The organism is Maribellus comscasis (assembly GCF_009762775.1).
Taxonomy (GTDB): domain Bacteria; phylum Bacteroidota; class Bacteroidia; order Bacteroidales; family Prolixibacteraceae; genus Draconibacterium; species Draconibacterium comscasis.
This window is the reverse complement of record NZ_CP046401.1, coordinates 6,642,797-6,658,429: the sequence shown is the minus strand read 5'-3', so window position 1 is coordinate 6,658,429 and position 15,633 is coordinate 6,642,797. Positions and strand designations below refer to the sequence as shown.

Genomic DNA, 15,633 nt, shown 5'->3' with positions numbered 1-15,633 from the left:
ATTTTATGTCGCTTTTTGTTCAAAGAACGTAATATTGTTACAATTTTACAACTTTCTCAGTTTTATATTCTGAATTTAATTTTACTTTCAAAAAATAAATTCCGGCCGGCGAATTTTGTAAAGCTGAAATCTTTAAATTTTGATTCAAAATTGTAGTATTCCGGTAAATAATTTTTCCCGAAATATCAAATAAAAAAACCTGTTCCGCATTCGCCGGAAGTTCAATACTGAAATCTGATTCAACAGGGTTAGGATATACTTTTATCTCTTCCTCATTTTCTGAAATAAAATCAGATGAAACCGGAACTGAAACAAGCATTTCAAAAGTGTGGTAAACTTTTTTTCCGTTTGAAGTGGCCGAAATTGTGATGTTGGCAGAACCCGTCATGTTTTCAGTAATATTTAATGAAAGTAAGGTTTTCAGTGCATCTGGTGTTCCACCCTGAACGATGGCTCCAATAAGCAAATCCTGATTGTCAATAGTTTCGAGCTGAATGGTCATTTCTGAGTCGTCGTTATCGGGATCCGTAAAAACAGAATCAAGTGAAATGTAATAAACATTATCGGGATAAGTTGCATCTGCAATTGTTGCCAACGGATATGCGATTTCAGGCGCCAAATCCTGGTGATTTAACTGGTCGATACAAAAATAGGCCGGCGTATTCATTCCCCAGTCACCGACATCGGAAGAAGAAAGATTGAATTTTAAGGTTGTAATTTCTCCCAGCGATGATAAATCAAGCCATTTCCAATCGTTTACAATATAATCTTCAGAGCTGTTTTCTGACCTGAAATCAGCCAGATAATACTCTATTGTACCCGTTGTGTCACCTGCCTCGGAGATGCCAAAAATATCAACTTTAAACCAGTCGGAATCACTGCCGTTTTCACCTCCAAATTTTTTAGAATAGGCATCACCGTTTCGCATCGATAAATATGCGTAAGTTGAATTGGTAATGTAGAATCCTGAAACAACTGTTTTTTCAAAGTGGATTTCAGAGCCCATAGAAGCATATGAAACTGCATATGTTGATGTTTCGAGAGCGCCACTTCCCGGTATAGCGCTGTACTGGTTGCTCCATCCTTCGGTTTGATTATCAGTTACAGTTGAAGCTGCAAAACCACTCCAACTTCCCCACTCTGCATTGTAATCATTCAGAAATGTAAACCCTCCGCTTGTAAAATACCCTGTCGCGTCGGCACCGTTATAAAAACTTTCTGCCTCCAGTTCCAAATTTTCAAAATCAGCTTCTGCAAGCATTTCCGGCGTATCTGGTGAGCTTCCGTTAAAATCATCGATACAAAAATAAGCTGGTGTATTCATTCCCCAGTCGCTAACATCACTTGATTCCAACCCGATAGAGAGAGAAGTAACTACGCCTAAGCTACTCAAATCGAGCCATTCCCAGGTTTTTAGAATATAATCGTTCGCTGAATCATCAGATGTAAAATCAGCAAGATAAAAATCAACGGCTGTTTCATTTCCAAAAATGTCAGTCGCGGAAACCGTTAACTTAAAATAATCGGGATCTTTACCATCCTCTCCTCCAAATTTTTTGGAATAGGCATCTCCTTCCTTCATTGAAAGATACGCGTAGGTTGAATTGGTCACGTAAAAACCGGTCAGTTGAAGAGGATTTTCAAAAATTATTTCCAATCCTCCCGAAGCATAAACAACAGCATAATTCTCAGATTGATGGCCTGAAGCAGTTATTGCGCTATACTGATTTCCCCAACCCGCTGTTACAGAATCTTTCATGTTTGAAACAGAAAAGCCCGACCAGCTTCCCCAGTCAGCATCATAATCGTTGGGAAACATAAAGCCGCCACTGTTAATTTCTCCGGAACCATCTGCTCCATTCCAATAGGAATCGGACTCCAAAACCACATCGTCGAAAGTTGCTACCTGCTGGGCATTTACAGAAAACAGGGCAACCCAAAGCCCTACAAAGAAGTAAAATTTTTTCATTGTAAAATTTTTTAGTTCAACAAATCATTTTACAATACTAAAACCCATGGGAAAATTATAAGGTAAACTACCTCAAGCTTTTAGTCCCGAAAGCTTTTAATATTGTTTTAAATGGCAGGTCTTCTGGCTTGTCTCAATTGATAGCTGCCTTCCCATCCCGATAATACGGAACAGTGGCGAGGGTTGCTACCAACATGAAAGACTTACAGCTGCGGGTACAGCTCCGGAATTCTTGCCGGACATCTCGACAAGGCACCGGATTCCCTTTTCATCTCCGAAGAGAACCCATTCTTTCTAAAAATAGACTAAAGTTTCCAAAGCCTGATTCACCTGAACAAAAAATCAGACGGATTTATCCCTACCTTAAAAGAGTCGGTTAAAACTCCTGAGGATAAATACCGGTAAACCATTGCATCCTGTGTATAATCTATTGCGTCGGAAACATAAATCTCGTTATTATTCGGGTTGAGTCCCAGGCTGTAGAAAAGTTTGCCTGCACCTGGAATAAAAGTGGAATCGGGCAATGTTTTACTTTCAACAGCCATTTTACAAACTCCCTGGTTTATAAAATATAATGTGTCTTTGGTGTTATTCAGTTCCAAATCGTAAGGATTAGAGTCGTCTTCAAAACGGAGAATTTTTTCAACTGTAAAAGTCTCCGGATCAACCCTTGTTAAGGCAGGTTGCTCATTTCCTGCCGATGAGCCCTCAAAACCGCCATCAGAAAAAATCCATAATTTTCCGTTCTTATCCACTTTTAAATCTTTGGGCTGAAGCGGCACCTCTATTTTGGCAATCAACTCATCTTTTTCGGAATCTATAACCAGAACTTTATTGTCGTACGACCAGCTGGAGACAAAAACATAATTTCCGACTTTTACCATTTGTTCAGAAGTATGTTCTTCTGAAAGATCGATTTGCCCTGTTTTTTCTAATGTTGAAGGATTAAAAACAGTAATGTGGTGAGCATACAAATCTGAAATATAAGCTTTCTCTTCCGTAGCAAAAAGAATGTAACGAGGAGAAGTCAATCCGGTTATTGCGCCTTTAAACGCTGCTGTTTTAGGATCTATCACATATATCTTTCCGGAGTTATTGGCCACAAGAAACAACGAATTTCCGTTTAAATACATCGACTGTGCCACGTCACCCAGCGGGACATTATTACGGGCGTAAAACAAATCATTTTGAATACTTTTTGTTTTATAATTGTAAAATGAAAGCGAAGCATTTCCGTACATGAAATTCCCTTCACAACTTATAAACACTCCGTTTTCAGTATCAAGATCAAAAAACACAGTTTCAACCGGTTCATCAGTGCACGCTGCCAGGAGAATGCTTGTAAGTATTATGTATGCTATTTTTCGAATCATTTTTTATAGTTCAAAGCCATTGAAAAAGAATAATACCGGCCAGGCATGGGGCGCCATAAAATACTTTGGTAGTCTTCATTAAAAATATTTTCTACAGCAAATTTTATATTCATGCGAAAAGAGCTTATTTCCAGCATTTTATCCAGCGAAACTTTATTAAGCCAGTACGGATTTAAAACCCGCTCGAACTCAGACTCTTCATTGCTCGAATTGGTGTATCTTTTTCCCGTGTATTCCATATCAAATTTTAGCGTAAAATTTTTAACTGAGGCGGCGGCGAAAAGATTTCCTTTATGTTTGGGAATGTATATCAGCTGTTTTCCGCGCGATTTGTCAACCGAACGCATCGCATTTTGATTTGTGGTATGTGTGTAGGAATAGTTTCCCCCTGACTTCAATTCTAAGTTTCTCAAATTTTTGCCGGCTGAAAACCGGTACTCTGCCCCTCTCGATAAAACTTCTTTTACATTGTTTGCTTCCCAGTAATATGCGCCACTTTGCGAAGGTTGCCAAACTATCCAATTATCGATAAAAGAAACAAATCCGGTTATTTCACTATCAAATTGAAAGTGGCTGTTTTCCGTTTGCCAGGATAGCGACAAATCGCCGGTATAACCATCTTCCGGCAAAAGGTCGGAGTTTCCACCGGGTAACCAATACAAATCATTCAAAGTAGGTTTGTGGTAGTTTCGTGCAACATTTGGTTTTAACAACAATGGCCATCTTTTTGTTACCTGCCACTCGAAGCCCGCACTTGGAATAAAAGGTTCTACGTGGTTGTCATAATTTTCAGAGCGCATCAACATAAAAGCAGCAAAACGATCGGATGGTTTCATGTGCCAATTAATGAGAAGACTGGTTTCGAAACGATCCTTTTTGTAGTCTTCGCCATTTATTTTGTTAGTAATTTGTACCTGATAATAATTTACATCTGCACTCACTGTTGCATAGGTTTTCTCATTAAATTCCCTAAAAATCCTGAGATGATTTTGAAAACCGTTTTCTTTGCTTTTAGAATTTTCATTGACAAAATTAAATTCGGGAGTTGCCCGGTAATAATTGAGTGTCGTCGAATTTAATCCCGTAAAAAAATGATAATTAAATTTATCAGTATACTTCTTTATATCGTATTGAACCCGAAGCTGATCGTCGTTTTGATATTCTTCCCGTTCGCTACCTTCGTATGACATTAATTGAGGCAAATTTCTATCGCTTTTTTGAAACCATATGCGTAGAGACATTATTTTGCTGTTAAACGACCGGTAATAAAATTCCTGGAGAATACCACCTTTCCAGTAATCCGCATTTTCTAAAGTATCATTCCGTTGTGGAATAACGCCATAATTGTAATACGGAAAATTATTTTCAGAGCCTTCGTAAAACAAGCGGGTACTTGATTTTAAGCGGCCACCGCCAAGCAAAACCCTTACGAATGTTTTTCGCGTTTGAAAAGAGCTTGTTTCAAACAATCCGGCCAATTCCAGGTTTGTATCCCAGTTTATTTGGTTGTTTAAATGAATGCTTCCACCGAGCGCCCCGCTGCTTTCAGCCATAGAACTCCCTCCGTGAAGCAGGTAGACGTCATCGGTAAAAAATACAGGCAGCAACGATAAATCCGCAATTCCGTTCATTGGAGAATTCAGGTTCATACCATTCCATAACACCTGAGTGTGTGTAGCGGCAGTTCCCCGAAAACTTGCTGTTGCAGATGAACCGCGTCCGTACGATTTTATAAAAACCGGTGTATATTCCGAAATTAATTCAGAAAGAGAAGTGGTTAAAGTTGCGATCCTTGCCATCGAATCAGGACGTGTTAATTTTAATCCGGCTTCTTCAACTTTTCGTTTGGCAAGTACTTTTACTTCTTCAATATGAATGGTATCGGTCAGATTCTGCGCTTCTACAGTTGTAAAAGTCAGCATTAAAAACATGAGTATCAGAAGTTTAACTCTCATTACTTTTTAATGAATTTAAACGTTTTAACCCCCGATTTTTCAACAATTTTCAACATATAAATTCCTGGATTAAAATACTGAACATCAATGTTTTTACTGGTTATAAAAGCCGATTCTGACCATATGTTTTTACCATTCATATCAAAGATATACATTTGTGCACCAGTCAAGTTTTTTCCATTGACAATCAATTTACTATCAACGGGATTTGGGAATATCTGTGTTTCCAAATCAGCAAAACTCCGGCTCGAAGTAATTATTTTCTCAGATATCAGAACTGCATCTGTTTCTGAATAAATCGTTAGCGGAGGCGAAGAAGAAATAAGAACAACTGCTTTTCCTGATTCATCTGAAAAATAGTTTGTTTCCTCAGTAAAAATTTCCTGGTTGAAAACAGGGAGCAATACACTTTCTGTAATCACCCCATCAGAAAATGTGCATGTGGCCTTCAGCAAGCTTACTTCAACTTCATCGTTTATTACGGCCGAGTCTTTATTCACATTCATTTGAGTGAAATCCCAGGGATTAACAATCTCTGAAACATGATACAGCACAACGGTGTCGCCTTCTGCAACATCAACTTTATCAAAATCAGTTAAATATTGGCTGCCTTTTACACGAGCAATCCAAGCCTTTGCAAAGGCAACCGGAGCTGTTTTGCCGCCCCATCCGTATGTAAATTCGCCTTCTTTCTCAACAGAATACAAGTAAAGTTTGCCTTCTGAATTTTCATCATCGCGCAAATCAAAATTGACACCGGATTTCTGAAGCCCGGAAACCACTGCATGCGCCAACGCATGATTTTCAATTCCTGAAAAATCATTGTTCCTGTTCTCAACAAAAGCATTTAAATCCGAAAGTCTCACCTCAATTTTTTGCAGCGGTATAATATTTTCTGTCTCGGTTTTTGCTGTAAAGTATACATGAATAATGTCGCTTTCTGATGATATCTTAAAACTGACTGATTTTTCAATAAACCCTTCTACCCGAAAAGTGATGGAACCATTTCCCTGTTGTGAAGCCACAAAATAACTTTCTCCCTCTATTTCAATGATACTACCAACTCCGGGTGTTTCCAACTCAAATTGAATTTCAGTTTCCAGTTTATCTTTGTTGTTATCAAAAATATTGGCTGCAAGTAGCACCGTATCTCCCACATAAACCGATGAGAAATCTGACAGAATCTCTATCGAATCAGGAGCAACTACATTTATTTTGGTCGTTTTGGTCTTGCCGTTTGAGGAAACAAGAATTTCTGTTTCTCCGGTATTTTCCGCCTTTATTTCCCCCAATGAGTTAACTGTCGCCACTTCCTGGTTTTGTGATGTAAACAAAAAATTTGACTCTTTTAATTTTCCATTCTGAAAAAATGCAGCCTCAAGTTGTAATGTTTCGCCGGTAACTATTTTTGATTTATGATGAAATACAACCAACAGTTCGTTGTCACCCGAGATTTCTGTATTTGCATCCACATCAACCAGATAAGCGACATCTGTAGAAATTTCGCCCAGCCAGCCTACACTGGCAAGATTGCCTGTTGTAATTTTTACAAAATGAATGGAGTCCAAATCCACATAATTTCCCTGCTCATCAACTGCCCACGAAAGATCTATGGGGTCTCCTCCGGCACCTTCAATTTCATTTGTATAGGGATTGTCCGGAAGGGTCAAGTCAACTCCCTGTACTCTGGCATGAACATCGGCATACCCAAAATCCAGAGCCTCTGTAACGTATTGCAGAGGATTTGAACTGTCAACTGCGGGCGCGAGTAGGGTGCCTTTAAAAGTAACTGAATCCTGTGGATAATTTGGAAAAAAAATGCTTGTTGGGTAATATTCCTGTGTGTTATAACTATTTGCTTTCAAAGTTCCGGTATTACCGAGATTGTCCTTCCATAAAATATCGCGCGTTGTCGTCTTAAAATAAGTAAGGCTGTAATCGGTTCTGGTTCCCGAATGAAAATGCTGGCTGCCTTTTATTTCATACCAGGTATCATCTGCTGTTCCGTTTTTATTTTCATCTTTCATTACCCACACCACACCAGGCTCCGACGAACCGCTAAAAGCATTTCCAAAAATGGTAAAATCAATTCCGTACGGATTTTCGGGATCATTCACACAGGCTTCTTTAAACCCTACCAAAATAGTTCCGCCAAAGCTACCCAGCGAAACCATGTTGGTTACTTCTGCAGGCATATCTTCAGCTGCCTGTGGTGTCCCGATAGACTCAACATTAATGTGTTGTCCCGGCGCTGGTTTATATTCCAGCACCCGATTGGCTACATTTTGTGAAATAGCAAAACAGGGTATCCCCAGAATTGCAAACAGTAATTTTAACTTTTTCATTCCCCTTTGTTTTTAAAACCATGGGGAAATAAAACTTCAGGTATTGAACCGTCGCTTTTATTCCCGAAAGCATTTTTTTGAAAATGGCAGGTCTTCTGGCTTACTCTTTTTTCTGCTCCTTCCCGTTCGTTTGAGTTGAACAGTGGATAATGCCGAAAAATTTTGAGCTTACAGCTGCGGGCACAGCTCCGGTTTTCCACCGGATTCCCTTTTTACATTTTTAATGAACCATTTCTCGTCTGCAAAGTTATATATAAATTATTAAGAATGATTCTAAATAACATGCATCTTTACAATTTTTACATTAAATAAATCAAAATGAAAAAGAATATAATCTATATAATCCTGATTACCTTACATATCAGCAGCACAGTTAAAGCGCAAGTAAGTAGCGATGCGGTAATTACCGGCCACGTAGTATCAGAGGGAGAACATCTTCCTTTTGTAAATATTTATCTTGACGGCACAAACTACGGCACAACTACCGATGTTACAGGTCATTACATGATGGTAGACCTTCCGGTTGGAGAATATACATTGGTAGCCAAAATGGTTGGTTATAAAACTGCTCAAAAAGAAATTGAGTTAAAAGCCGATGAAACGCTTGAAATAAAATTCGATCTGGAAGAGGAATTTATTCGTGTGGATGAAGTTGTAATCACCGGAACCAAAACATTTAAAAGACAAACCGACAATGCCGTAATTGTTAATGTATTGGATGCAAAATCTATCGAAAACATTGCGGCACAAACAGTTTCTGAGTCATTAAATTTCCAGCCGGGACTGCGTATGGAAACTGATTGTCAAACCTGTAACTATTCACAACTCAGAATGAATGGATTGGGTGGTGCTTACAGCCAGATTCTGGTCAACAGCCGTGCCGTTTTCAGTCCCTTAACCGGTTTGTACGGATTGGAACAAATGCCATCAGAAATGGTGGAACGAATAGAAGTCGTACGCGGTGGCGGCTCAGCTTTGTATGGTTCCAGCGCCATTGGTGGAACCGTAAATATTATTACGCGCATGCCGCAGCGAAATTCGTATGAAATAACCACCAATGCTTCTGTTGTGGGAGAAGATGCGGCTGATCTGTCGGTTCATGGAACACTAACTGCATTGTCGCAGAAAAGAAATGCCGGTGTTGCTCTTTATACATCTTACCGCAAAAGAGACATGTATGATCACAACGGTGATAATTTCTCTGAAATGCCTGAGCTGGAGAATAATTCTTTTGGCTTAAACTCCTTTTTTAATTTGGACGAAAATCAAAAGCTGGAGGCCAGTTTTTCAAGTATGTATGAATACCGATACGGAGGTGAAACGGTAGATAAACCCGCTTACCTGGCAACACAATCTGAAGAAAGAACACATAATGTACTGATGGGCGGAATAAACTACGATTATGTCAGCGATAATAACCAAACCAGTTTTTCACTTTATTCTGCCGGGCAATATACGGGCCGTAAACATTTTACAGGAATAGCGCCAGATGGCGGTGAGGAACTGACAGAATATAATTTTAATCCTCCTTACGGAAGTTCAACAAATTATACCGTACAGTTTGGCGGACAGGTCAATCATTTGATACATAACTTTATAAAAGGATCAAACAACATTACTTTGGGAGCAGAATACAAGGTAGATGATGTTTGGGATGAAATAGAGGCGTACAATTATCTTATTGATCAAAATGCCCGAAACTTTGGAACCTTTTTACAAAGTGACTGGTCGCTCACCGCCAAAACAACATTGTTAACCGGTGTTCGTGCCGATAAACATAATTTTGTTGAAAATTTAATTCTGAATCCCCGTATTTCATTTTTGTATAAACCAAATACAAATGCACAATTGAGGCTATCCTGGTCGACCGGCTTTCGCGCACCGCAAGCATTTGATGCAGATATGCATATTGCTTTTGCGGGAGGTGGAATCCAGACCATTCAACTTTCCGATGATTTAAAAGAAGAAAAATCACAGAGCTGGAGCGCTTCGTTAAACTGGGACAAGCCAACGGAGAAACATATTTTTGGCTTTACTATAGAAAGTTTTTATACCCGCTTAAATGATGCTTTTATCCTGGAAGAAATTAGAACTACAGAAGAAGGAAATTCAATTATGGAAAAACAAAACGGAGGTCAAAGCAACGTACGCGGTATCACGCTTGAGTTACGTGCCAATTATAACCGTAAAATCCAGCTGGAAGGAGGTTTAACCTTGCAGAAAAGCCAGTACGAAGATGTTGTGGCCTGGTCGGAAGAATTGCCGGGAACAAAAGACTATTTAAGAACTCCCGAAACCTATGGTTATTACACGCTGACCTGGACTCCAGGTGCTAAATTCAAGGCTTCTTTGGCCGGAATTTATACCGGAAGCATGCTTGTTCCACATTACGGTTTGGCTGGCGACGCCGGGACACCGGAGCAGGATGAACTATTTAAATCGCCGTCTTTTCTTGAAAACAACCTGAAAATATCTTATACATTCAGCAGTATTCGGCTTGATTCTTCTATTGAGCTGTTTGCCGGTGCCGGAAATTTATTTGACCAGTACCAGGATGATTTTGATTCGGGTAAAAACCGTGACAGTGGTTACATATATGGCCCTGCAAAACCCGGAAACTTTTTTATAGGAATAAAAATATTTAATTAAAAAAAAGCCCGGAATTTACCGGGCTTTTTGATTTATATTAATCTGTTATTAACCGTTCTTAAATACTTTTCCGGGGAGTTTTATTGCCCTTGCAATCAGCAATGCTCCAATCAACACAAAAGGAACGCTTAACCATTGTCCCATATTTAACGCCATTGTGGCTTCAAATGCTTCCTGATCTTCTTTTATAAATTCGATAAAGAAGCGGGCAATAAAAATCAGCACGAAAAATGCTCCCAGCAACAAACCCGGGCGATTTTTTGCGCTTGTTTTTTTATAAAGAAACATCAAAATTATAAAGGAAATAACGTAGGCCAACGCCTCATAAATTTGGGTCGGATGTTTGGCCACCAATTCGCCGTTACGTTCAAAAATAAATCCCCAGGGAAGTTCGGTCTGTATACCGTAAATTTCGGAATTCATTAAATTTCCCGTGCGGATAAACGCTCCTACAAGCGCAGTAGGAACAGCAATTCTGTCCAGTGTCCAAAGTACAGTTCGTTTAGTTATCAACCTTGAATGAATCCAAAGGGCAATAATTATTCCAAGTGCTCCCCCGTGACTAGCCAAACCACCATGCCACACCTTAATGATTTCTTCCGGATGTTGTGAATAATAATCCCACCCGTAGAAGAATACATGACCTAAGCGTGCACCAACAATGGTTGCAATTATAATGTAAAAGAACAGGCTCTCAATCCACTTTTGCGGCACTTTTTCGGATTTTAACATCCATTCTCCAATATAATACCCAATTAAAAGGCCAGAGGCAAATAATAATCCGTACCATCTTACTGAAAGTCCCCCGATATGAAAAATCTCCGGATTAGCATTCCAATGGATAAAACTTAAAATTTGAATCATTTTCTATATTTTGATTTTAGATTTTATGCACCTGTCCGGCCGTGACATTGTTTATATTTTTTTCCACTTCCACATGGGCACGGATCATTTCGCCCTACCCTCTTTTCAACCTTAACCGGCTGTGGTTTCGATTTTTCCTGAGTTTGAGTATTTGCTCCCTCCATCGGGTTATCCACATTCGGAAGGTCTGATTTTTGTGTTTTGTACCGGCTCATATCCGTTCGTTTTCTGGCTTCCGCTTCCCTCACCTGATCCGGACTTTGAATCGGAATCTGCCCCTTCATTAATGTGGAAACCACATCTTTATTGACCTTGTTAACCATTACTTTAAAAAGGTTAAACGATTCAAATTTGTATATTAAAAGTGGATCTTTTTGTTCATAGGTTGCGTTCTGAACCGACTGTTTTAAATCATCCATTTCGCGCAACTGTTCCTTCCAGGCCTCGTCGATGGTACTAAGCACAATCTGTTTCTGATATGATTTTACCAGTTCCTTCCCTTTGTTCTGATAGGCTTTTTCAAGGTTGCAAATAATCTGGAATACCCGTTTCCCATCCGAAATTGGAACCACGATATTCTGATACTGCTGCGATTTGGTTTCATATACATTTTTAATTACCGGATATGCCTGTTTCGAAATGGCTTCAACCTTCCGGTTGTAACCCGCAATCATTTTTTCATAAATTGCTTCGGTAATCTCTGTGGTATTCATCTTTTTGAACTCGTCTTCAGTAACCGGAGATTCAATGGAAAGTAGCCTCAAAAGTTCCATATTAAAATCCTCAAACATATCGGAGCCAAAATATTCATTTACCAGCTCTTCTACTGAATCGTACATCATGTTCAAAACATCCACTTCCAAACGCTCACCGAAAAGTGCATGTTTTCGTTTTTTGTAAATCACTTCACGCTGCGAGTTCATCACATCGTCATATTCCAGCAACCGTTTACGGATTCCAAAGTTATTTTCTTCCACCTTACGCTGCGCCCGTTCAATTGACTTTGAGATCATGGAATGCTGAATTACCTCACCTTCCTTCAAACCCAAACGATCCATCACACCGGAAATCCGGTCGGAACCAAACAAACGCATCAAATCATCCTCAAGTGAGACATAGAACTGCGAAGAGCCTGGGTCTCCCTGTCTTCCGGCGCGCCCTCGCAACTGTCTGTCAACCCTTCTGGAATCATGCCGCTCTGTGCCAATAATTGCCAGTCCACCGGCCTTTTTAACTTCCGGCGTTAGTTTAATATCAGTCCCACGACCTGCCATGTTTGTTGCAATTGTTACCGTACCTGAACGTCCGGCTTCAGCTACAATATCAGCCTCACGCGCATGCAATTTCGCGTTCAAAACATTGTGCTTTATACCGCGTATTTTTAGCATTCGGCTCAACAACTCCGAGATTTCAACTGATGTTGTACCAACCAAAGCAGGTCTTCCTTCCCCATTCAGCTTTACAATCTCATCGATTACCGCATTGTATTTTTCACGTTTTGTTTTGTATACCAAATCTTCCCTATCATCTCTGATAATTGGCCGGTTTGTAGGAATAACAACTACCTCAAGTTTATAAATATCCCACAATTCTCCTGCTTCTGTTTCTGCTGTACCGGTCATACCGGCCAGTTTGTGGTACATTCTGAAATAGTTCTGAAGTGTAATTGTTGCAAAAGTTTGAGTTGCCGCCTCAACTTTAACCCTTTCTTTTGCCTCAATTGCCTGGTGTAGCCCGTCGGAATACCGACGTCCCTCCATTATACGACCTGTTTGCTCGTCTACAATTTTTACTTTATTGTCGATTACAACATACTCCACATCCTTTTCAAACATGGTATATGCTTTCAACAACTGATTTATCGTATGAACACGCTCAGATTTTACAGAATAATCCTGTAAAAGTTTGTCTTTTTTTTCCAGCAAATCATCTCTTTCCAAACCCGCATTTTCCAGTTCCGCCATTTTACCTCCCATATCAGGAAGAACAAAAAACTCCGGGTCATCAAAACCGGCCGAAATCAGATCAATACCTTTATCCGTCAATTCAACCGAATTTTGCTTTTCTTCAATGATAAAATAAAGAGGATCGGTAACAATATGCATATTTTTATTGTTCTCCTGCATATAAAAGTTCTCCGTTTTCTGGAGTAGACCTTTTACACCTTCTTCACTCAGAAATTTTATTATCGATTTATTTTTAGGAAGACCTTTGTGCGCGCGCAGAAGCAATAATCCCCCTTCTTTTTTCTCTTCATCGCTGGCATTTTCTTTTGTGAGCAATTTTTTTGCATCAATAAAAATGCGGCCTACTAAATCGCGCTGGGCTTTGTAAAGTCTTTCTACGTAATCTTTTAATTCTTCAAACTGTTGATTTTCGCCTTTGGGAACAGGTCCGGAAATGATTAATGGCGTACGAGCATCATCAACCAAAACCGAGTCAACCTCGTCGACAATAGCATAATTGTGTTTTCGCTGAACCAAATCTTCGGGATTTATTGCCATATTGTCGCGCAGATAATCAAAACCAAACTCATTGTTGGTTCCAAAGGTTACATCAGCGTTATATGCTTTTCTTCGTGCTTCTGAGTTCGGCTGGTGTTTGTCGATACAATCTACACTTAAACCGTGGAATTCATATATTGGCCCCATCCACTCAGCATCACGTTTTGAGAGATAGTCATTTACAGTTACTACGTGAACCCCCCGACCTGCCAAAGCATTCAAAAAAACGGGCAGAGTTGCAACAAGCGTTTTACCTTCACCGGTTGCCATTTCAGCAATATTTCCCTGGTGAAGTACCACACCTCCGATTAACTGCACATCGTAGTGAACCATGTTCCATGTAATCTCACTTCCCCCGGCAATCCATTTGTTATCCCAAATGGCTTTATCTCCTTTTATGTTTATGCTGTTACGTGTAGCAGCCAGGTCTTTGTCAAAGTCGTTTGCTGTTACTTCAATTTGTTCATTATCGTTAAAACGGCTTGCTGTTTCTTTAACAACCGCAAAAGCAGCAGGAAGAATTTCATTTAAAACTTCCTCAATTTTTTCATCAATTTTTTCTTCGAGCTTGTCAATCTGCTCATATATCTTTTCACTTTCCTGAATATCGACCTCTTCAACTTTTTCTTTTAACGATGCAATTTCATCCTCTTCAGGGTTTATTCTTTCGTTAATTATTTGTTTCAGTTTGTCTGATTCTTTTCGTAAATCGTCGTTTGAAAGCTTTGTGATACGGTTGTATTCTTCTTTTATCTTTTCTACGATTGGCGAAACTTCCTTAATATCTCTTTCTGATTTATTTCCCAGTAATTTCCCCAAAACTTTGGTTACAAAAGCCATTTCTAAAATCGTTTAATCATTAAATATATGCCAGTGCAAATGTAGTTAATTGTAAAGGCTTAAAAAACTAATAAATTCAAAATAATAATAATTGTGCCAAAAAGGTAAAATCGTTAAAACCCGTCATATTTTCCGTTTTTAAATTAAGATTGTGACAAAAAAGAGAGGTTTGGTGAATTGAAATTTATTCTCATTCTCAAAATTTGTACTTTCGCAAAGCTTTAAGGTAATGAGTGAAATAAAAAATATAAAAAACACCTGTTTTGTTTGTCGTAGTGCCGTTACTTCTGAAAATTCAGAAATAAACAAAGAGGTTTTCCTTCCGGTATGCAACACATGCAAAGGCAGCGATAAAGAAAAGAAGGCAGTGGAAGAACAACTCGACAGTTTGGCGGACGGATTGGTATGCGGGTGTATATAAACAAAAAAACCGCGGTTTCCCGCGGTTTCAAAAATGCTGTCTAATATTGCTTAATTTAAAAGATGAGTGTAGTCATCGTTTACCAACATCGGTAAGTAACTGGCAATTAATCCTAATGCTGTTTCGTCAGTAACTTTGTTTGGTGTAATAACCTCCTGACGTTTCATTTCATCGCCACTCAAAACAGCGTTACTGATTTTTTTTGGAACATGTCTCCATGAATTTCTTATTTCTTTAGCTCCAAAACCATCTGAAGTACTGGCATAGCTTACATCAAAATATTTTGAATGAACCACATACTCAACCCCTTCCAAAGTTTTGCGTTTCATAACTGTTACAGGCAACTCATTTGAATCGTAACTAATTGTCCAAACCTGCTGAATTTTTTTACTCATAAAAATGTCATCAACTGTTGAAATTTCATAATCGCGGAACTCTTTTCTCATTCCTGTAGCATGTGCAGAAACTGATACAACAAATAGGCTAATAATTAGAAAGGATACTAAACTTAACTTTTTCATGACTTTAAAATTTAATTAATTATTGTTTTCTGTTTTGTTTCGTATCCATAAGACGATTAAATTTCAAAGTCGTTTCACTTAATTATACTGCTAAATAACATATTTGCTTGTCGAAAAGATCTTGTATATTTTAATTTTTCATATTATTTAGATTTAATAAAAATAATTTAAACTCAAAAATGCCATTTAATA

General features: G+C 38.9%; 9 protein-coding genes and 2 riboswitches. Of the genes, 2 read left to right on the top strand and 7 right to left on the bottom strand.

Going from position 1 to position 15,633, the window contains the following annotated elements; translation table 11 throughout:
• Positions 1-37: 37 nt before the first annotated feature.
• The 4 genes from GM418_RS26800 to GM418_RS26785 form a co-directional block, all read right to left on the bottom strand.
• The gene (locus tag GM418_RS26800) at positions 38-1,969 is read right to left on the bottom strand and encodes a DUF4465 domain-containing protein (protein ID WP_158870704.1); all 1,932 of its coding nucleotides are present in this window, start codon (positions 1,967-1,969) and stop codon (positions 38-40) included.
• A gap of 96 nt (positions 1,970-2,065) precedes the next feature.
• Positions 2,066-2,273, bottom strand: a riboswitch (cobalamin riboswitch).
• Between the two features lie 22 nt (positions 2,274-2,295).
• On the bottom strand, positions 2,296-3,342 hold the full coding sequence (locus tag GM418_RS26795; protein ID WP_158870702.1) for a YncE family protein: 1,047 nt from the start codon (positions 3,340-3,342) through the stop codon (positions 2,296-2,298).
• The gene (locus GM418_RS26790) at positions 3,339-5,297 is read right to left on the bottom strand and encodes a TonB-dependent receptor plug domain-containing protein (RefSeq protein WP_158870700.1); all 1,959 of its coding nucleotides are present in this window, start codon (positions 5,295-5,297) and stop codon (positions 3,339-3,341) included. Before GM418_RS26790 ends, GM418_RS26795 begins: the two co-directional genes overlap by 4 nt.
• Entirely contained in the window at positions 5,297-7,642 is a 2,346-nt protein-coding gene (locus GM418_RS26785; RefSeq protein WP_158870698.1) for a T9SS type A sorting domain-containing protein, read from the bottom strand. Before GM418_RS26785 ends, GM418_RS26790 begins: the two co-directional genes overlap by 1 nt.
• Before the next feature lie 68 nt (positions 7,643-7,710).
• A riboswitch (cobalamin riboswitch) is annotated at positions 7,711-7,890 on the bottom strand.
• A 70-nt stretch (positions 7,891-7,960) separates the two neighbouring features.
• Between GM418_RS26785 and GM418_RS26780 the strand changes: the two genes are divergently transcribed.
• A complete protein-coding gene (locus GM418_RS26780) occupies positions 7,961-10,291 on the top strand; it encodes a TonB-dependent receptor (RefSeq protein ID WP_158870696.1) in 2,331 nt (776 codons plus the stop codon).
• Between the two features lie 48 nt (positions 10,292-10,339).
• Here GM418_RS26780 and lgt read toward each other — a convergent pair whose 3' ends face one another.
• A complete protein-coding gene (gene lgt, locus GM418_RS26775) occupies positions 10,340-11,155 on the bottom strand; it encodes a prolipoprotein diacylglyceryl transferase (protein ID WP_246222777.1) in 816 nt (271 codons plus the stop codon).
• A 23-nt stretch (positions 11,156-11,178) separates the two neighbouring features.
• Positions 11,179-14,499: a preprotein translocase subunit SecA gene (secA, locus tag GM418_RS26770; RefSeq protein WP_158870694.1), complete on the bottom strand. Its 3,321-nt coding sequence runs from the start codon at positions 14,497-14,499 to the stop codon at positions 11,179-11,181.
• 229 nt (positions 14,500-14,728) lie between these two features.
• Between secA and GM418_RS26765 the strand changes: the two genes are divergently transcribed.
• A complete protein-coding gene (locus tag GM418_RS26765; protein WP_158870692.1) occupies positions 14,729-14,920 on the top strand; it encodes a hypothetical protein in 192 nt (63 codons plus the stop codon).
• 50 nt (positions 14,921-14,970) lie between these two features.
• Here GM418_RS26765 and GM418_RS26760 read toward each other — a convergent pair whose 3' ends face one another.
• Positions 14,971-15,441, bottom strand: a complete 471-nt coding sequence (locus GM418_RS26760) for a hypothetical protein (protein ID WP_158870690.1) — start codon at positions 15,439-15,441, stop codon at positions 14,971-14,973.
• Positions 15,442-15,633 lie beyond the last annotated feature (192 nt).